General features: G+C 42.1%; 9 protein-coding genes. 4 read left to right on the plus strand and 5 right to left on the minus strand.

The genetic code is table 11. The features are described 5' to 3' along the window. Positions 1 to 133: 133 nt before the first annotated feature. The 4 genes from I8748_RS09340 to I8748_RS35005 all read right to left on the minus strand — a co-directional run bounded on the left by I8748_RS09340 (position 134) and on the right by I8748_RS35005 (position 9201). Positions 134 to 1576 (minus strand): alpha-L-fucosidase, encoded by a 1443-nt coding sequence (locus tag I8748_RS09340; RefSeq protein ID WP_198124342.1) that lies wholly within the window; start codon positions 1574 to 1576, stop codon positions 134 to 136. Between the two features lie 114 nt (positions 1577 to 1690). Then, a complete protein-coding gene (locus I8748_RS09345; protein WP_198124343.1) occupies positions 1691 to 3907 on the minus strand; it encodes a pentapeptide repeat-containing protein in 2217 nt (738 codons plus the stop codon). Between the two features lie 193 nt (positions 3908 to 4100). Then, complete coding sequence (locus I8748_RS09350; protein ID WP_198124344.1) at positions 4101 to 5108, minus strand: zinc-dependent alcohol dehydrogenase family protein; 1008 nt, start codon at positions 5106 to 5108, stop codon at positions 4101 to 4103. An 841-nt stretch (positions 5109 to 5949) separates the two neighbouring features. Then, positions 5950 to 9201, minus strand: a complete 3252-nt coding sequence (locus I8748_RS35005; RefSeq protein ID WP_225896368.1) for a CHAT domain-containing tetratricopeptide repeat protein — start codon at positions 9199 to 9201, stop codon at positions 5950 to 5952. A gap of 248 nt (positions 9202 to 9449) precedes the next feature. On the opposite strand from I8748_RS35005, the gene I8748_RS35010 reads away from it, so the two are divergent. From I8748_RS35010 to I8748_RS09385, 4 genes are all read left to right on the plus strand, one after another. Beyond that, entirely contained in the window at positions 9450 to 12701 is a 3252-nt protein-coding gene (locus tag I8748_RS35010) for a CHAT domain-containing tetratricopeptide repeat protein (protein WP_225896368.1), read from the plus strand. An 841-nt stretch (positions 12702 to 13542) separates the two neighbouring features. Continuing rightward, on the plus strand, positions 13543 to 14550 hold the full coding sequence (locus tag I8748_RS09375) for a zinc-dependent alcohol dehydrogenase family protein (RefSeq protein ID WP_198124344.1): 1008 nt from the start codon (positions 13543 to 13545) through the stop codon (positions 14548 to 14550). Between the two features lie 193 nt (positions 14551 to 14743). Then, positions 14744 to 16960: a pentapeptide repeat-containing protein gene (locus I8748_RS09380; protein ID WP_198124343.1), complete on the plus strand. Its 2217-nt coding sequence runs from the start codon at positions 14744 to 14746 to the stop codon at positions 16958 to 16960. 114 nt (positions 16961 to 17074) lie between these two features. Continuing rightward, the gene (locus I8748_RS09385) at positions 17075 to 18517 is read left to right on the plus strand and encodes an alpha-L-fucosidase (protein ID WP_198124342.1); all 1443 of its coding nucleotides are present in this window, start codon (positions 17075 to 17077) and stop codon (positions 18515 to 18517) included. 202 nt (positions 18518 to 18719) lie between these two features. On the opposite strand, the gene I8748_RS09390 is transcribed toward I8748_RS09385, so the two are convergent. Then, positions 18720 to 20933 carry a GumC family protein gene (locus tag I8748_RS09390; RefSeq protein WP_198124341.1) on the minus strand — a complete coding sequence of 738 codons (2214 nt, stop codon included), beginning with the start codon at positions 20931 to 20933 and terminating at the stop codon, positions 18720 to 18722. Positions 20934 to 21043: the final 110 nt, after the last annotated feature.

Raw genomic sequence — 21043 nt, forward strand, 5'->3', positions numbered from 1 at the left:
CTCAAAGCTTCCTTAATAAAAAGGTAGTTGAGGAACTAGAGCGATCGCATTAACAACCCCAAGCAGCTGGGACTGATATTCACAAGTTAGCTGCTGGGGTATTGTTATTTATCCCGGCTGAATCTAAAGAGCATCAACTGGGTATATTACTGATTTTTAACGTGTAGGCTGGTGATTTTTTTTGCCTACAGCTAGACGGTAAAGTTATAAACAAGTTCTGTCCGTACTGCTCCCACTTTAGCCGTCCTCGTACACCCAACATCGTGATTGTCGTATTTCTCGACAAAATCAAACCCGGAATCGTTATCCTTTCAGTAGTTGGAGTATCAAGCAACACGGCGTACAAGTTTCCCCTGTTTGTGGTGTAGCGCACTCGCAAGCCTTCAGTAGTTACATCTTCTGAACGAATCCAGTACCGTGAACCAAATATAGCTTCGCCGTTTACATCTAACCACTTACCCAAACCAAGCAACCGTTCGACTTGCACTTTAGGTATTGAACCATCCGCAGTAGGCCCGACATTAAGCAGCAGATTCCCGTTTTTGCTGACTACATCAACAAACAAATCAACGAGTTCATCCACTGAAATCATATTTAAATCGGTATCGTTTTGATTATAGCCAAACGAATAACCTAGACCTCGTGTCGCTTCCCATTTTTTAGTCTGGATTTCCTGAAGTTGGCTATATTCTGGTGTCGAAAAATCGTAATGCAAACCGAATTGCCCACCCAAATCAAAGCGATCATTTACCACGCCGTCTCGTACATGATTGTAAAAATAGGCGATGATATTATTCGCTTCGCCAACAGGATATCCTAAATCATTCCACAGAATTGACGGTTTGTAGCGATCAATCAATTCTTGCCAATGGGCGTTAGCATATTCTGCGTAGGCTTTATCTTGAATAATTGCTGCTATCAAGGTATTGAAATCTGTGACTGTAACATCTTTCTGTGACCAATCTATGCCACCGGAGTAGTACAGCCCCATTCGCATCCCCTCAGTACGAACTGCTTGGGTCAATTCACCAACAATATCCCGCGAAGCTATACGTTCTGGCTGGGTTGTAGTTTTACTAGGCCACAACAAAAAGCCATCATGATGCTTAGTCGTTAACACAACATACCGCGCACCCACCCGTGAAAAAAGTTTCGCCCATTTTTGCGGATTCCAGTTTCTAATAGCTGCGTTGAATTTTGGGATAAAGTCATCATAGTTGAAGTTTTCGCCATAGGTTGCACGATGATAATTGTAGGTGTCGCTACCCTCAAGTTTCATCGAATTGAAATACCATTCCGCGTAGGGATTGTGCAAAAACCAATATTCCCAACCACGTTCTGCAACCACCTTATTAAATTCGCCGGTTAGTGGTGCCCAAGCAGGTACAGAGTACACACCCCAATGAATGAAAATACCGAGTTTTGCATCTGAAAACCAGTCTGGAACTTCATGCTTTGATAACGACTCGGTGGTGGGTTCGTATGACTTTTGTGCAAAAGCAGAGTTAGCTTTCATGCTCCAAAATGCACCGAACGATACTACCACAAGCAGCAAACGCACAAAATACTTGAACATTACAAGCTTCTCTATAGTTTTATTTTACTATCAATATACTTCGAGAAGTACAGTCATTAATTATACCTAACAATAATCGCCTATTTTGTTGCTGATAGAAGTCAAGTACAAGAATTACTTCAAATAAATCAGCAAGTTCAACCCTGGAATGGTGCGCGAGAGTGTCCACAAAACCAGGGTGATGTAAAGTAAACCCAGACTCCACTGATACCAAGCAAGTGTGGCGATGATACCTGGTAAATGTTCATCTCGCAGGCGAATGTCATTAAATCCCAATTTCACCAGATTATTCAAGCTAAAGTCATAATAATTCAGCCAGTTCCAACGGCGATCGCCCAACAAAGGCATATATCTTTCGCGAAATGTCGCATTTCTCGGTATCACTGGCAAACGTCCAATTAACAATCGCAACTGCCGAAAGGTACCATCTTCTGTAAAATAAGACGTGTCCATCAAGTCGTGATAACGTCCTTGTTGGTAAAGTCGAATCAATAAAGCTACGGGTACGGGGATAATAATCATTAAAAGACACCCCAGCGTCAGCCAAGGTTGTTCAGCATTGCGAAATATAGCTAACAAGCTCAAGAATTCCAAAATGCCAAAACTCACTAATATAGATGTAGTTTCGTAAAATGTGGGAATAATTGCCACAGGAAGTAGACGACGGTAGCGATCCACTAGCCAAAATAGTAAACCAAAGTAAGCGATCGCAACTCCCCCCACGCCAAAGACTAACCAAAAGTTCGTACCGTAGCCACTCAACAGCAACAGTAAACTCAACGCTAAGCAAATCCAAGCTTGCAGTAACCAGCCTCCAATAGAAAGGGGTGCAGCAACAACCAAGCGATCGCGTAATTGCATATATGTTTTTAAATCTATATCTGGCAAAGTCAGTAACTCACTACTGCTACGAAAAAATTTAATTTTACGACTTTTGGCTATTTCTTTAGCCTGAGTCGCAGAAAAACCTAAATCTATTAAACGTGCAAGATTTGCACTATTAATATTTGTCGCCACTAAACGCTGACTTAACTCTCTTAATCGCAATTTTTGTTTAATGTATTCTAGCTGATTGGCATCGGCTACTTGCTGTTGCTGACGAAAATTTTGCCCCAAATTCCGCAAAACATTTTGATTACCTTGTAAAGTTGACACCCAAAACATTCTACCAATCTCGCCGGGATTACCTAAAATTCTGGCTTTGTTAGAATTAAAAGTGAGACCACCTACCTTTAAATCAGCTTCTTTAGCAAACCAAGCATCACTAAAATCTGCTTGGTTGAGAATGCTAGCACCTTGAAGATTTACACTTTGGTTAAACTGCACTTCTCGAAAGCTGACAGCTTGCTCAAAAGTCGTTTCTATCAACAAAAGTGACTGATTAAAACTTGCTTTTGTAAACTGTACTTGATTGGCAAAACGTACATCAGAAAAATCTGTATTGCCTTGCCACTGCACATAATTAAATTTAGCCAATTGTTTAAAACTAGCTTCGTTGAAATTGCCAGTGTTTGCAAATATACTGCTCCGAAAATCAGCAGCTTCCTGAAATTGCGTTTGTTTAAAATTAGCTTTATTAAGAAAAATACTACCTTGAAAATTACTCAACTGCTGAAAAATTGCATGATTGAAACTCAAAGAACGGCTGAATCTGGTATTAGTCCAGTTAGTTGGTTGCACAAAAATAGCGCTTTGGGCATCTACAGATTGTAAAAACAACGTATTGGGAAACTCAACTTTGCCATTAAAGCGAGTTTCCACCAATGTTAAAGAACCACGAAACACAGTGATATCGCTAGATGGCGTTGCTTCAGTTGCCAAAAGCGATCGGCAGTCTTTAGAATTGGGTAAAGCGTAAACGCCTTGAGACTTGCCATCAGACATCGCCAGTGATTGCAAACATACTAAACGCAGACGTTGCAATTGTTCTAATTCCGTTGTTGTAAAAATAGGAGCCACAGCTTGAGCATACAGAGATATTCTCAAACCCAAATCACTACCCACAAAATCTCCTTGAATCAGAGAATGGCTGAGGTCTAAACCCAAAGGTTTTGCACCACTCTTTTGCAGTTCTTTTCGCAGCAATTGGTAAAAAGCATCACGGAAAGCCGCATTTTCTGGTCGCAAATCAATCACCATTCCCCGTAAATCCACTGTCAAATTACCTTCATGCAATGTCGGTGTCCGAAGTCGTTCTTGCAACAGTTCTACAGTTAAAACAGTCGATTCTACCTGTATTTCCCCAGCCCAAACAGATAAAGGTAAGCACAGAGTAAACAGAACTAATAAAACGCAGAGTAACGCAAAGATACCCACAGCACTTTTGAACATAATCTCTGCAATACTCCACCTTTAATATCAAGTTCCACTAATTACTTACGATATAGTCGGTTTGGCTGGTAATGGGTAATGGGTAATGGGTGATGGATGAGATGTGATGACTAATAGTAAAATCCAATTACCAATTACCAATTCCCAATTCCCAATTCCCACAGGTATTATAAGTGTTTAAGCGAACATGATATCATTCATCCCTAACCAGCAGAACAATTTTACCCGCGATCGCTCCACTTTCAAGTAATTGATGTGCCGCCGCTGCTTCTTCTAAGCGAAACTGATGATTAACCTGAATTTTCAACTTACCCTGATCAATCCATTTAGCACACTGTTCCAGAATATCTGCATGGTGCTGAAGACTTTCCTCCAATCCTAGCAACATCGGTGTTAACATTAATTCCAACCCAATGCGGAGATTACGCGTTCTTGCGGATTTCCAAACAGTCTTAGGATCTGGTTCCAGAATCGTCACAATATCACCATACACTCGCACAGCCGGAAACGTTTGATAAAAAGTTTCACCGCCTACAGTGTCAAAAGCTAAATCCACCCCTTCGCCATCAGTCCAATCTAAAACTGCTTGCACAAAGTTTGTTTGTTTGTAAAAAATTACATGATCAGCACCGAGTTGTCTGACAAAATTCGCCTTTTCTTCAGTACTTACAGTAGTAGAGACAGTAGCACCTTTGAGTTTTGCCAATTGAATCGCTACATGACCGACACCACCAGCACCAGCATGAATTAAAACTCGTTCTCCAGGTTCCAGTCGTCCCCGTTCATACAAAGCTTCCCAAGCGGTGATTAACACCAAAGGCGCTGCGGCTGCTTCTGCAAAAGAGATTGAAGCGGGTTTACGCGCCACAAACCTTTCATCAACAACAGTATATTCAGCATAGTTACCTTGGTGTGCGCCCAAGCCGCCATAACAAAAATAAACTTCGTCTCCCGGACGAAAACGCTCTACCCCAGCACCCACCGCCTCAACTATACCAGCACCATCACATCCTAAAATAGCAGGCATTTGCTCAGGGTAGAAAGTGCCTCGACTACGAAGTTTGGTGTCAATGGGGTTAACACCAGCTGCTACCAAGCGGACTAAAAGCTCAGTATTTCCTACGGGAACAGTAGGATTTACTACTTCCTGTAGTTGCAGAACTTCAGGACTACCAGCCGCTGTCATTAAGACTGCTTTCACGATTCTTTCCTCCTGACACTAGATGCACATTCATTTGTCATTCACTCTAACTAATTACTGGGGACTGGGGACTGGGGAATCTTAATAACTTAGAGTTACAGGAGTTGAAGCATAGTTTAGGACAGTGCTGATTGCTCAAAGCCAATAAACAACTAGGTTTATACTCAGCACTCAGCACTCAGCACTCAGCACTTTGCTATAAAATAAACCCTGTGGTTATGAATGAACAAGCTGTGGTTACCACAGAATATCCATTGATAAGGAACCTTTAAGCTGTCGTTACCACGGCTTAAGCTGTGGTTATGGATGAATAAGCTGTGGTTACCACAGAATATTCATTGATAAGGAACCTTTAAGCTGTCGTTACCACGGCTTAAGCTGTGGTTATGGATGAATAAGCTGTGGTTACCACAGGGTTTAATTAATAAGTAAACGTGAGTTTGACAAGTGCTGTTTTAACCTCTCCCCCGGCCCCTCTCCTACAAGGAGAGGGGAGTAAAACCCTTATTTTTTCGTTCCTCCTCCCTCGCCTTTTAGGAGCTACGGTGTACACACAAGTCAAAAAACCTTGTCCATAAAAGATTTCAGCCAGTAGGGTGCGTTATGGACTCTTGTCCTAACGCACCGAAAATCTCTGGCGGTGCGTTATTGCGCCAGCATAACGCACCCTACAAAACTTGATATAAAAGTCTCCCCTCCCCGTTCACGGGGAGGGGTTGGGGGTGGGGTGCAATGACAGTGGGAATTATAACTATTTATCCGAACTTGATATACTTAATATAATAGTAAAATCCAATTCTCTTTTTCCCAATTACCAATTACCAATTACCAATTACCGACCTCATTTACCAGAAAGTGGAGTCCAATCACCAGAGGGAACAAAGCTTGCCCAGTAGAAGGGGTGTTGATATTTGGGGTTAGAAAGAAATTCAAGCTGTACCTCTCGTAGTGCTTCATGTCTGCCTTTGCCTGCTTTTAACTTTTGGTAATACTTCACCATCAGTTCTTTAGTCCCACTATTGTCTACCTTCCACAGACTCAACAGTTGGCTTTGACTCCCTGCAATCACTAAAGCACGGCGCAACCCATACAACCCATCACCAACTTTCACATCTCCTAGTCCAGTTTCGCAAGCAGATAGCACTACTAACTGTGTTCCACGTAAATTCAGCCCTGCTATTTCCAAAGCTGTGAGTACACCATCATCATAGCTGGAGACTGCTTTGGAGCGATTGTTAAAACCTGCTAAAGCTATTCCTGAACGCAACAAGGGATTTTCCAGGTTTAAGATTTTTGGCTGTTGTAAATCAAACTCGTTTGGCAGTAATTTTACTTCTTGATCTGGGAGAAAGAAGCCGTGAGTTGCTAAGTGCAAGATACTGGGGGCGGAAAGTTGTTTTATAGCTGTTTCTGTGGCTAGCTTTTGTGATATGATTTGTGTTTGCGGAAAAACTGCTTTAATACTTTCTGCTTCTTGAATTGTGGCTTGCAGTGAACTAACATGCAAACTAGCTAAGTCAGTGGAGCGTCGGTTATCAAAGCTGCGTGTGTCATCAGATTTCGGCTTAACAGCGATCGCATTTTCTTGTTGATTGTAATCGATGTTAGCAAACACCACAGGAGCCGAGGTGCTACCAGCATATAATTGTAGCCTGAGCAAATCTCGCCCACTGCTGAAATAAGAGAAAGCATAATGCCCAATCAGGTATTTACCTTGTTCATCTTGTAAGGCTTCAAAAGGAATCAATGACAACTGTCCATCGGGTGAAATCAACAGATGACGCGTATCACCCAACAGTGGACGAATAGGTGCCATGACTTGCTGATCTAATGTCCGCGCGAGTTTTTGCACAGATGCAACATCGCTAACAGGCTCAACTTTAAAGATTGAGCGATCGCTTTCTCTTCTATCATTTTCTTTAATGGCATTATTTTTATTCTCCTGATTCGTTTCTAAAGGAGACTTGGTTGCCAAAGCTTCTCGCAGATTCGTCACAGACTTGTCAATAGCCGCAGCATCACCCAAGTCAACCCACTTTGGTTCACCAGAAGAACGCAGCACCGCCGCAGCATAACGCGGTTTGCCGTATTTTTCAGTCAATTTGGCTTTGGGATTAAAGGGTTTATACAACACAATTTCTACCAAAGCTGCATCTGGTGGTATCTTAGCTTGGATAGCTGCTAACTCTACTGGCTGGGTGGTGGTGCGGAACTCGCCACTAAGAGCGCTGATAGCGTCTTCTAAGCGTTCTTTCTCTGCTTGTAGTTGTTGAAATTGCGCTTGATATTTTTCAGGTGTTTGTTTTCCCAGTCCCCTGTATACCAGTGCAGATAACTGTTGCAGTACATTCAACCATTCATCTAATAATTTTTTCGTTTCTGGCTTAATAGCTAGTTGACTGCGTAGCGTTTGTATGTTGTCTGCAACGGCATCTAGTACCAGCCCTTTACGGCGTAACACTGTTGTTAGTGCCAGGCGTGATACTGTGGGATTATTGGCAGCTTTTTGGAAGGCGAGAGAAGCAGCAAAGTAAGTTGATCCTGCGAAGGTTTTAGCGTAGTTTTGTTTTCTCTGTTCTGAACCGACAGCAAAGATGAGTGGCAAATTATGCTTTTCAACTTCTAGCCCGCGATTAAAAAAGTCAGTAGTACGAGTAATGTCACCTTGCGCCCAATACAGTACTGCCAAATTGTTGAAGCTAGCGGCGATAGAGGGATGTTCTTTACCCAGTACTTTCTCTCTAATTGCCAGAGAGCGCAGATACAGAGGTTCTGCTTTTTCATAGCTTCCCTGTACTCGGTAAAGTTCTGCCAAATTGTTGAGGCTATTGGCGACATCAGGATGTTCTTTACCCAGTACTTTCTCTCTAATTGCCAGAGAGCGCAGATACAGAGGTTCTGCTTTTTCATAGCTTCCCTGTACTCGGTAAAGTGCTGCCAAATTGTTGAGGCTTTGTGCGACAGAGGGATGTTCTTTACCCAGTACTTTTTCTCTAATTGCTAGAGAGCGCAGATACAGAGGTTCTGCTTTTTCATAGCTTCCCTGTACTCGGTAAAGTTCTGCCAAATTGTTGAGGCTAGTGGCGACAAAGGGGTGTTCTTTACCCAGTACTTTTTCTCTAATTGCTAGAGAGCGCAGATACAGAGGTTCTGCTTTTTTATAGCTTCCCTGTTCTTGGTAAAGTGCTGCCAAATTGCTGAGGCTAGTGGCGACAGAGGGATGTTGTTTACCCAGTACTTTTTCTTTAATTGCCAAAGAGCGCAGATACAGAGGTTCTGCTTTTTCATAGCTTCCCTGTACTTGGTAAAGTCCTGCCAAATTATTCAGGCTAGTGGCGACATCAGGGTGTTCTTTACCCAGTACTTTCTCCCAAATTGCCAGAGAGCGCAGATACAGAGGCTCTGCTTTTTCATAGCTTCCCTGTTCTCGGTAGAGTACTGCCAAATTGTTGAGGCTAGTGGCGACATCAGGGTGTTCTTTACCCAATACTTTCTCTCTAATTGCCAGAGAGCGCAGATACAGAGGTTCTGCTTTTTTATAGCTTCCCTGCTGTTGGTAAAGTTCTGCCAAATTGTTGAGGCTAGCGGCAACATTAGGATGTTCTTTACCGAGTACTTTCTCAAAAATTGCCAGAGAGCGCAGATACAGAGGCTCTGCTTTTTCATAGCTTCCCTTTGCTCGGTAAAGTTCTGCCAAATTGTTGAGGCTAGCGGCAACATTAGGATGTTCTTTACCGAGTACTTTCTCAAAAATTGCCAGAGAGCGCAGATACAGAGGTTCTGCTTTTTTATAGCTTCCCTGCTTTTGGTAAAGTCCTGCCAAATTGTTGAGGCTATCGGCAACATCAGGATGTTCTTTACCCAGTACTTTCTCTGTTATTGCTAAGGCGCGTTCTGCTAGGGGGATGGCTTGACTGTATTTACCTTCGTTATATAACTGAATGACTTGTTGATTCAGTCGCTCGGCTTCCTCCAATTCTGCTGACTGTTGTGCTGAGAGTGGCGGCTGAGGTTGTCCTGTCACTTCTCTTGGAATGCTCACCAGCAACCCTAATGCCATTGCTGCTGTCATTGACCAGCAAAGCAATTTCATCCTACCTGAGATTTGAGTTTTTGACTTTGAGAACCGTCGAGACACTTACCTAAGCTCCCTGACTAAGTTGGGTAATAATGATTTTTTTAGATCTTGCTTCTTCCCCTGAGTACGCCTTGAACTTAAGTTCAAGGCGTACTCAGGGGAAGAAGCAAGATCTAAAAAAATCATTATTACCCAACTTAGTCAGGGAGCTTAGGTAAGTGTCTCGACGGTTCTCAAAGTCAAAAACTCAAATCTCAGGTAGGATGAAATTGCTTTGCTGGTCAATGACAGCAGCAATGGCATTAGGGTTGCTGGTGAGCATTCCAAGAGAAGTGACAGGACAACCTCAGCCGCCACTCTCAGCACAACAGTCAGCAGAATTGGAGGAAGCCGAGCGACTGAATCAACAAGTCATTCAGTTATATAACGAAGGTAAATACAGTCAAGCCATCCCCCTAGCAGAACGCGCCTTAGCAATAACAGAGAAAGTACTGGGTAAAGAACATCCTGATGTTGCCGATAGCCTCAACAATTTGGCAGGACTTTACCAAAAGCAGGGAAGCTATAAAAAAGCAGAACCTCTGTATCTGCGCTCTCTGGCAATTTTTGAGAAAGTACTCGGTAAAGAACATCCTAATGTTGCCGCTAGCCTCAACAATTTGGCAGAACTTTACCGAGCAAAGGGAAGCTATGAAAAAGCAGAGCCTCTGTATCTGCGCTCTCTGGCAATTTTTGAGAAAGTACTCGGTAAAGAACATCCTAATGTTGCCGCTAGCCTCAACAATTTGGCAGAACTTTACCAACAGCAGGGAAGCTATAAAAAAGCAGAACCTCTGTATCTGCGCTCTCTGGCAATTAGAGAGAAAGTATTGGGTAAAGAACACCCTGATGTCGCCACTAGCCTCAACAATTTGGCAGTACTCTACCGAGAACAGGGAAGCTATGAAAAAGCAGAGCCTCTGTATCTGCGCTCTCTGGCAATTTGGGAGAAAGTACTGGGTAAAGAACACCCTGATGTCGCCACTAGCCTGAATAATTTGGCAGGACTTTACCAAGTACAGGGAAGCTATGAAAAAGCAGAACCTCTGTATCTGCGCTCTTTGGCAATTAAAGAAAAAGTACTGGGTAAACAACATCCCTCTGTCGCCACTAGCCTCAGCAATTTGGCAGCACTTTACCAAGAACAGGGAAGCTATAAAAAAGCAGAACCTCTGTATCTGCGCTCTCTAGCAATTAGAGAAAAAGTACTGGGTAAAGAACACCCCTTTGTCGCCACTAGCCTCAACAATTTGGCAGAACTTTACCGAGTACAGGGAAGCTATGAAAAAGCAGAACCTCTGTATCTGCGCTCTCTAGCAATTAGAGAAAAAGTACTGGGTAAAGAACATCCCTCTGTCGCACAAAGCCTCAACAATTTGGCAGCACTTTACCGAGTACAGGGAAGCTATGAAAAAGCAGAACCTCTGTATCTGCGCTCTCTGGCAATTAGAGAGAAAGTACTGGGTAAAGAACATCCTGATGTCGCCAATAGCCTCAACAATTTGGCAGAACTTTACCGAGTACAGGGAAGCTATGAAAAAGCAGAACCTCTGTATCTGCGCTCTCTGGCAATTAGAGAGAAAGTACTGGGTAAAGAACATCCCTCTATCGCCGCTAGCTTCAACAATTTGGCAGTACTGTATTGGGCGCAAGGTGACATTACTCGTACTACTGACTTTTTTAATCGCGGGCTAGAAGTTGAAAAGCATAATTTGCCACTCATCTTTGCTGTCGGTTCAGAACAGAGAAAACAAAACTACGCTAAAACCTTCGCAGGATCAACTTACTTTGCTGCTTCTCTCGCCTTCCAAAAAGCTGCCAATAATCCCACAGTATCACGCCTGGCACTAACAACAGTGTTACGCCGTAAAGGGCTGGTACTAGATGCCGTTGCAGACAACATACAAACGCTACGCAGTCAACTAGCTATTAAGCCAGAAACGAAAAAATTATTAGATGAATGGTTGAATGTACTGCAACAGTTATCTGCACTGGTATACAGGGGACTGGGAAAACAAACACCTGAAAAATATCAAGCGCAATTTCAACAACTACAAGCAGAGAAAGAACGCTTAGAAGACGCTATCAGCGCTCTTAGTGGCGAGTTCCGCACCACCACCCAGCCAGTAGAGTTAGCAGCTATCCAAGCTAAGATACCACCAGATGCAGCTTTGGTAGAAATTGTGTTGTATAAACCCTTTAATCCCAAAGCCAAATTGACTGAAAAATACGGCAAACCGCGTTATGCTGCGGCGGTGCTGCGTTCTTCTGGTGAACCAAAGTGGGTTGACTTGGGTGATGCTGCGGCTATTGACAAGTCTGTGACGAATCTGCGAGAAGCTTTGGCAACCAAGTCTCCTTTAGAAACGAATCAGGAGAATAAAAATAATGCCATTAAAGAAAATGATAGAAGAGAAAGCGATCGCTCAATCTTTAAAGTTGAGCCTGTTAGCGATGTTGCATCTGTGCAAAAACTCGCGCGGACATTAGATCAGCAAGTCATGGCACCTATTCGTCCACTGTTGGGTGATACGCGTCATCTGTTGATTTCACCCGATGGACAGTTGTCATTGATTCCTTTTGAAGCCTTACAAGATGAACAAGGTAAATACCTGATTGGGCATTATGCTTTCTCTTATTTCAGCAGTGGGCGAGATTTGCTCAGGCTACAATTATATGCTGGTAGCACCTCGGCTCCTGTGGTGTTTGCTAACATCGATTACAATCAACAAGAAAATGCGATCGCTGTTAAGCCGAAATCTGATGACACACGCAGCTTTGATAACCGACGCTCCACTGACTTAGCTAGTTTGCATGTTAGTTCACTGCAAGCCACAATTCAAGAAGCAGAAAGTATTAAAGCAGTTTTTCCGCAAACACAAATCATATCACAAAAGCTAGCCACAGAAACAGCTATAAAACAACTTTCCGCCCCCAGTATCTTGCACTTAGCAACTCACGGCTTCTTTCTCCCAGATCAAGAAGTAAAATTACTGCCAAACGAGTTTGATTTACAACAGCCAAAAATCTTAAACCTGGAAAATCCCTTGTTGCGTTCAGGAATAGCTTTAGCAGGTTTTAACAATCGCTCCAAAGCAGTCTCCAGCTATGATGATGGTGTACTCACAGCTTTGGAAATAGCAGGGCTGAATTTACGTGGAACACAGTTAGTAGTGCTATCTGCTTGCGAAACTGGACTAGGAGATGTGAAAGTTGGTGATGGGTTGTATGGGTTGCGCCGTGCTTTAGTGATTGCAGGGAGTCAAAGCCAACTGTTGAGTCTGTGGAAGGTAGACAATAGTGGGACTAAAGAACTGATGGTGAAGTATTACCAAAAGTTAAAAGCAGGCAAAGGCAGACATGAAGCACTACGAGAGGTACAGCTTGAATTTCTTTCTAACCCCAAATATCAACACCCCTTCTACTGGGCAAGCTTTGTTCCCTCTGGTGATTGGACTCCACTTTCTGGTAAATGAGGTCGGTAATTGGTAATTGGTAATTGGTAATTGGGAAAAAGAGAATTGGATTTTACTATTATATTAAGTATATCAAGTTCGGATAAATAGTTATAATTCCCACTGTCATTGCACCCCACCCCCAACCCCTCCCCGTGAACGGGGAGGGGAGACTTTTATATCAAGTTTTGTAGGGTGCGTTATGCTGGCGCAATAACGCACCGCCAGAGATTTTCGGTGCGTTAGGACAAGAGTCCATAACGCACCCTACTGGCTGAAATCTTTTATGGACAAGGTTTTTTGACTTGTGTGTACACCGTAGCTCCTAAAAGGCGAGGGAGGAGGAACGAAAAAATAAGGGTTTTACTCCCCTCTCCTTGTAGGAGAGGGGCCGGGGGAGAGGTTAAAACAGCACTTGTCAAACTCACGTTTACTTATTAATTAAACCCTGTGGTAACCACAGCTTATTCATCCATAACCACAGCTTAAGCCGTGGTAACGACAGCTTAAAGGTTCCTTATCAATGAATATTCTGTGGTAACCACAGCTTATTCATCCATAACCACAGCTTAAGCCGTGGTAACGACAGCTTAAAGGTTCCTTATCAATGGATATTCTGTGGTAACCACAGCTTGTTCATTCATAACCACAGGGTTTATTTTATAGCAAAGTGCTGAGTGCTGAGTGCTGAGTGCTGAGTATAAACCTAGTTGTTTATTGGCTTTGAGCAATCAGCACTGTCCTAAACTATGCTTCAACTCCTGTAACTCTAAGTTATTAAGATTCCCCAGTCCCCAGTCCCCAGTAATTAGTTAGAGTGAATGACAAATGAATGTGCATCTAGTGTCAGGAGGAAAGAATCGTGAAAGCAGTCTTAATGACAGCGGCTGGTAGTCCTGAAGTTCTGCAACTACAGGAAGTAGTAAATCCTACTGTTCCCGTAGGAAATACTGAGCTTTTAGTCCGCTTGGTAGCAGCTGGTGTTAACCCCATTGACACCAAACTTCGTAGTCGAGGCACTTTCTACCCTGAGCAAATGCCTGCTATTTTAGGATGTGATGGTGCTGGTATAGTTGAGGCGGTGGGTGCTGGGGTAGAGCGTTTTCGTCCGGGAGACGAAGTTTATTTTTGTTATGGCGGCTTGGGCGCACACCAAGGTAACTATGCTGAATATACTGTTGTTGATGAAAGGTTTGTGGCGCGTAAACCCGCTTCAATCTCTTTTGCAGAAGCAGCCGCAGCGCCTTTGGTGTTAATCACCGCTTGGGAAGCTTTGTATGAACGGGGACGACTGGAACCTGGAGAACGAGTTTTAATTCATGCTGGTGCTGGTGGTGTCGGTCATGTAGCGATTCAATTGGCAAAACTCAAAGGTGCTACTGTCTCTACTACTGTAAGTACTGAAGAAAAGGCGAATTTTGTCAGACAACTCGGTGCTGATCATGTAATTTTTTACAAACAAACAAACTTTGTGCAAGCAGTTTTAGATTGGACTGATGGCGAAGGGGTGGATTTAGCTTTTGACACTGTAGGCGGTGAAACTTTTTATCAAACGTTTCCGGCTGTGCGAGTGTATGGTGATATTGTGACGATTCTGGAACCAGATCCTAAGACTGTTTGGAAATCCGCAAGAACGCGTAATCTCCGCATTGGGTTGGAATTAATGTTAACACCGATGTTGCTAGGATTGGAGGAAAGTCTTCAGCACCATGCAGATATTCTGGAACAGTGTGCTAAATGGATTGATCAGGGTAAGTTGAAAATTCAGGTTAATCATCAGTTTCGCTTAGAAGAAGCAGCGGCGGCACATCAATTACTTGAAAGTGGAGCGATCGCGGGTAAAATTGTTCTGCTGGTTAGGGATGAATGATATCATGTTCGCTTAAACACTTATAATACCTGTGGGAATTGGGAATTGGGAATTGGTAATTGGTAATTGGATTTTACTATTAGTCATCACATCTCATCCATCACCCATTACCCATTACCCATTACCAGCCAAACCGACTATATCGTAAGTAATTAGTGGAACTTGATATTAAAGGTGGAGTATTGCAGAGATTATGTTCAAAAGTGCTGTGGGTATCTTTGCGTTACTCTGCGTTTTATTAGTTCTGTTTACTCTGTGCTTACCTTTATCTGTTTGGGCTGGGGAAATACAGGTAGAATCGACTGTTTTAACTGTAGAACTGTTGCAAGAACGACTTCGGACACCGACATTGCATGAAGGTAATTTGACAGTGGATTTACGGGGAATGGTGATTGATTTGCGACCAGAAAATGCGGCTTTCCGTGATGCTTTTTACCAATTGCTGCGAAAAGAACTGCAAAAGAGTGGTGCAAAACCTTTGGGTTTAGACCTCAGCCATTCTCTGATTCAAGGAGATTTTGTGGGTAGTGATTTGGGTTTGAGAATATCTCTGTATGCTCAAGCTGTGGCTCCTATTTTTACAACAACGGAATTAGAACAATTGCAACGTCTGCGTTTAGTATGTTTGCAATCACTGGCGATGTCTGATGGCAAGTCTCAAGGCGTTTACGCTTTACCCAATTCTAAAGACTGCCGATCGCTTTTGGCAACTGAAGCAACGCCATCTAGCGATATCACTGTGTTTCGTGGTTCTTTAACATTGGTGGAAACTCGCTTTAATGGCAAAGTTGAGTTTCCCAATACGTTGTTTTTACAATCTGTAGATGCCCAAAGCGCTATTTTTGTGCAACCAACTAACTGGACTAATACCAGATTCAGCCGTTCTTTGAGTTTCAATCATGCAATTTTTCAGCAGTTGAGTAATTTTCAAGGTAGTATTTTTCTTAATAAAGCTAATTTTAAACAAACGCAATTTCAGGAAGCTGCTGATTTTCGGAGCAGTATATTTGCAAACACTGGCAATTTCAACGAAGCTAGTTTTAAACAATTGGCTAAATTTAATTATGTGCAGTGGCAAGGCAATACAGATTTTTCTGATGTACGTTTTGCCAATCAAGTACAGTTTACAAAAGCAAGTTTTAATCAGTCACTTTTGTTGATAGAAACGACTTTTGAGCAAGCTGTCAGCTTTCGAGAAGTGCAGTTTAACCAAAGTGTAAATCTTCAAGGTGCTAGCATTCTCAACCAAGCAGATTTTAGTGATGCTTGGTTTGCTAAAGAAGCTGATTTAAAGGTAGGTGGTCTCACTTTTAATTCTAACAAAGCCAGAATTTTAGGTAATCCCGGCGAGATTGGTAGAATGTTTTGGGTGTCAACTTTACAAGGTAATCAAAATGTTTTGCGGAATTTGGGGCAAAATTTTCGTCAGCAACAGCAAGTAGCCGATGCCAATCAGCTAGAATACATTAAACAAAAATTGCGATTAAGAGAGTTAAGTCAGCGTTTAGTGGCGACAAATATTAATAGTGCAAATCTTGCACGTTTAATAGATTTAGGTTTTTCTGCGACTCAGGCTAAAGAAATAGCCAAAAGTCGTAAAATTAAATTTTTTCGTAGCAGTAGTGAGTTACTGACTTTGCCAGATATAGATTTAAAAACATATATGCAATTACGCGATCGCTTGGTTGTTGCTGCACCCCTTTCTATTGGAGGCTGGTTACTGCAAGCTTGGATTTGCTTAGCGTTGAGTTTACTGTTGCTGTTGAGTGGCTACGGTACGAACTTTTGGTTAGTCTTTGGCGTGGGGGGAGTTGCGATCGCTTACTTTGGTTTACTATTTTGGCTAGTGGATCGCTACCGTCGTCTACTTCCTGTGGCAATTATTCCCACATTTTACGAAACTACATCTATATTAGTGAGTTTTGGCATTTTGGAATTCTTGAGCTTGTTAGCTATATTTCGCAATGCTGAACAACCTTGGCTGACGCTGGGGTGTCTTTTAATGATTATTATCCCCGTACCCGTAGCTTTATTGATTCGACTTTACCAACAAGGACGTTATCACGACTTGATGGACACGTCTTATTTTACAGAAGATGGTACCTTTCGGCAGTTGCGATTGTTAATTGGACGTTTGCCAGTGATACCGAGAAATGCGACATTTCGCGAAAGATATATGCCTTTGTTGGGCGATCGCCGTTGGAACTGGCTGAATTATTATGACTTTAGCTTGAATAATCTGGTGAAATTGGGATTTAATGACATTCGCCTGCGAGATGAACATTTACCAGGTATCATCGCCACACTTGCTTGGTATCAGTGGAGTCTGGGTTTACTTTACATCACCCTGGTTTTGTGGACACTCTCGCGCACCATTCCAGGGTTGAACTTGCTGATTTATTTGAAGTAATTCTTGTACTTGACTTCTATCAGCAACAAAATAGGCGATTATTGTTAGGTATAATTAATGACTGTACTTCTCGAAGTATATTGATAGTAAAATAAAACTATAGAGAAGCTTGTAATGTTCAAGTATTTTGTGCGTTTGCTGCTTGTGGTAGTATCGTTCGGTGCATTTTGGAGCATGAAAGCTAACTCTGCTTTTGCACAAAAGTCATACGAACCCACCACCGAGTCGTTATCAAAGCATGAAGTTCCAGACTGGTTTTCAGATGCAAAACTCGGTATTTTCATTCATTGGGGTGTGTACTCTGTACCTGCTTGGGCACCACTAACCGGCGAATTTAATAAGGTGGTTGCAGAACGTGGTTGGGAATATTGGTTTTTGCACAATCCCTACGCGGAATGGTATTTCAATTCGATGAAACTTGAGGGTAGCGACACCTACAATTATCATCGTGCAACCTATGGCGAAAACTTCAACTATGATGACTTTATCCCAAAATTCAACGCAGCTATTAGAAACTGGAATCCGCAAAAATGGGCGAAACTTTTTTCACGGGTGGGTGCGCGGTATGTTGTGTTAACGACTAAGCATCATGATGGCTTTTTGTTGTGGCCTAGTAAAACTACAACCCAGCCAGAACGTATAGCTTCGCGGGATATTGTTGGTGAATTGACCCAAGCAGTTCGTACTGAGGGGATGCGAATGGGGCTGTACTACTCCGGTGGCATAGATTGGTCACAGAAAGATGTTACAGTCACAGATTTCAATACCTTGATAGCAGCAATTATTCAAGATAAAGCCTACGCAGAATATGCTAACGCCCATTGGCAAGAATTGATTGATCGCTACAAACCGTCAATTCTGTGGAATGATTTAGGATATCCTGTTGGCGAAGCGAATAATATCATCGCCTATTTTTACAATCATGTACGAGACGGCGTGGTAAATGATCGCTTTGATTTGGGTGGGCAATTCGGTTTGCATTACGATTTTTCGACACCAGAATATAGCCAACTTCAGGAAATCCAGACTAAAAAATGGGAAGCGACACGAGGTCTAGGTTATTCGTTTGGCTATAATCAAAACGATACCGATTTAAATATGATTTCAGTGGATGAACTCGTTGATTTGTTTGTTGATGTAGTCAGCAAAAACGGGAATCTGCTGCTTAATGTCGGGCCTACTGCGGATGGTTCAATACCTAAAGTGCAAGTCGAACGGTTGCTTGGTTTGGGTAAGTGGTTAGATGTAAACGGCGAAGCTATATTTGGTTCACGGTACTGGATTCGTTCAGAAGATGTAACTACTGAAGGCTTGCGAGTGCGCTACACCACAAACAGGGGAAACTTGTACGCCGTGTTGCTTGATACTCCAACTACTGAAAGGATAACGATTCCGGGTTTGATTTTGTCGAGAAATACGACAATCACGATGTTGGGTGTACGAGGACGGCTAAAGTGGGAGCAGTACGGACAGAACTTGTTTATAACTTTACCGTCTAGCTGTAGGCAAAAAAAATCACCAGCCTACACGTTAAAAATCAGTAATATACCCAGTTGATGCTCTTTAGATTCAGCCGGGATAAATAACAATACCCCAGCAGCTAACTTGTGAATATCAGTCCCAGCTGCTTGGGGTTGTTAATGCGATCGCTCTAGTTCCTCAACTACCTTTTTATTAAGGAAGCTTTGAGTATTTTAACTGATTGACAAAATGTACTTTACCTTAACCTATCACGAGTGGGTTGAGGGTGGGGTGCATTTCAATTGTTACTGCTTCCAGCCACCGCTTTTGTATTGTTCACACCTGTAGTAGTGAGGTGCGATCGCTCTTCCTCATAATAATAGTAGTAGCTGTAAGGTTCGTTATTCACAATCACACCATTTACTACCTGTCCCAACACATTCTGACCAGATTTTTTCAACTGTTCTTGAGCAAAATCTGCATTCACTGAATCAACTACTCCCGGACGAACCACAAACAAAACACCATCAGCCATTTGACCTAGAGTAGCAGCATCAGCAGCAACATTGATTGAGGGAGCATCAACAATTACAAAATCGTATTTGCTAGCAAAAGTTTCCATCAACGTTGCCATTCGTAGCGAGTCTAACAAAGAACCTGGATTAGGAGGCAATACTCCAGAAGGCAAGACATCCAAATTATCCATCACATTTTTGACAGCTGTTGTGATTTCAGCTTGCCCAATAATCAAATTGCTCAAACCTTTACTATTCATCAGTTCCCAAATTTTATGCTGAACTGGACGGCGCAAATCTGCATCTATTAGTAAAACTTTACGCCCCGTTTGAGCCATTGCCACAGCTAAATTAGCAGATACAGTTGACTTACCTTCTGTGGGTACAGAACTGGTGACAACAATCACTTTTAATTCATTATCAGCACTGATAAACTTGAGATTTGCCCTGAGCATTCTGTAAGCTTCACTGATAGGCGATCGCGGAGCATCCCTAACAATAAGCCTTTGGCTATAAGACTCTGCTTTTTCATCGCTACCAATATATTTTTTCAACTTGCCAACAACAGGAATTACTCCTAATAAAGTCAATCCTAGTAATTCTTTAGCCTCATCAACAGTCTTAATAGATTTATCTTTTGCTTCCAACAGATATATAGTAGCAAAACTTGCTATACTAGCCAATAAAACAGCACTTAAATAGGTCAATAAACGTGAAGAGCTTGGCTTGTTTGGAACTTCAGCTTGAGATATGATACTAGCATTACCAACATTTTGATTTTCAGCAATATGACTTTCTTGCAGCTTTTGTAGCAGAAGCGAGTAAGTAGATTGAGCAGCTTGTAATTTACGTTCTAACTGTCGTTGATATTGCTCTAATTTTGGCATAATATTCAAGCGTTCCTTGTAAGCAGCTTGCAACTTTGATAAAGTAGCAGTTTGGTTTGCCAAACCCAAACGATTAGACTCTAATTCCACAAGCTTGGCAGCAAGTTGTTGCTGCAAAGCTCCTAGTTGCATGTTGTTATTGAATTGTGGTTGACTTGTGTCTGCAACTATTTTAACCCGCTGTTGCAATAGCCCATTTAAAGACTTTAATTTCTCTTGTAAATCTATGATTTGTGGATGCGTATCTTGTAAAACAGTCCGCCTACCTGCCAGTTGTGATTCTAGCTGTTGGATTTCTTTAAGAATATCTTGCACCCCTGGAGTTTGGCTAAGGGAAGCCATCATGAGTGCCTGCTGAGAATTCATATCCAATTGCTTGCGAACTGCTAGAGACTGTGCATCAACATTGGCAAGATTAGATTGAACATCACTCATTTGTTTTTGTAACTCTCCCATGACTGCCACAGACTGAGTTACTTCTTCTTGTAAAGAAACAAGTTGATACCTTTCTTTAAACCTGGCTAATTCTGCTTCTGTTTGTTGAACAACTGCTTCTGCATTTGGCAGTTGTTTTTCAATGAATTTGCGGGCTGTTGCTGTTTCGATTCTGAGTAAATTTACATTTTGCTCTAAATAAATTTTTATCAGAACATTAACAACCTTTGCAGCTTGGACTGGATTGGTATCTTTATAAGATATACTTAAAATATCTGTTTTATTGACATTTTTTACCGTCAAATTATCCAAAAAGTCTTCAGGTGTTATGATTAAACCACTATTATCTTTAAGCTGGAGTATACTGATAGTCTTTTGCACAACAGGGAGAGAACGTATAACTTCTGCTTCTGTATTGAGAGGATTAATTTGATTATCCTCCACTACTGGTTCTAACTTTCCGATTTCTGTTCCTACTCCTGTTAATGTCGAAGTTGCATTATTTCTTTGAAACCGTAGTTTTGCTTCTGCTACATAAGAAGGCTTTTGCAGCACAAACGCAGCCATAATTGAAAGCAATAATACAGAGAAAAAGATGTTTATGGCAGGTATGTAACGTCGCTTCCAAATTTGCAAATATTTATTTGCTTGTAAAGAGTTTTCTTGGGATTCCATAATTACCTGTTTATTTTTGAGGAATTGAATTTGGAAAATAATTTTTCTGATACTAAGTTGCAGTTTGAAGTAGTACGATTTCTTCCCCCTGCTTCCTCTACCCCCGAAAC

Source organism: Amazonocrinis nigriterrae CENA67, from assembly GCF_016056305.1.
Classification (GTDB): Bacteria; Cyanobacteriota; Cyanobacteriia; order Cyanobacteriales; family Nostocaceae; genus Amazonocrinis; species Amazonocrinis nigriterrae.

Excerpts from the sequence above, each read along its gene's own strand:
- I8748_RS09380 (WP_198124343.1), top strand. The coding sequence starts at position 14,744 with ATGTTCAAAAGTGCTGTGGGTATCTTTGCGTTACTCTGCGTTTTATTA.
- I8748_RS35010 (WP_225896368.1), top strand. The coding sequence starts at position 9,450 with ATGAAATTGCTTTGCTGGTCAATGACAGCAGCAATGGCATTAGGGTTG.
- I8748_RS09390 (WP_198124341.1), bottom strand. The coding sequence starts at position 20,933 with ATGGAATCCCAAGAAAACTCTTTACAAGCAAATAAATATTTGCAAATT.
- I8748_RS09345 (WP_198124343.1), bottom strand. The coding sequence starts at position 3,907 with ATGTTCAAAAGTGCTGTGGGTATCTTTGCGTTACTCTGCGTTTTATTA.
- I8748_RS35005 (WP_225896368.1), bottom strand. The coding sequence starts at position 9,201 with ATGAAATTGCTTTGCTGGTCAATGACAGCAGCAATGGCATTAGGGTTG.
- I8748_RS09340 (WP_198124342.1), bottom strand. The coding sequence starts at position 1,576 with ATGTTCAAGTATTTTGTGCGTTTGCTGCTTGTGGTAGTATCGTTCGGT.
- I8748_RS09385 (WP_198124342.1), top strand. The coding sequence starts at position 17,075 with ATGTTCAAGTATTTTGTGCGTTTGCTGCTTGTGGTAGTATCGTTCGGT.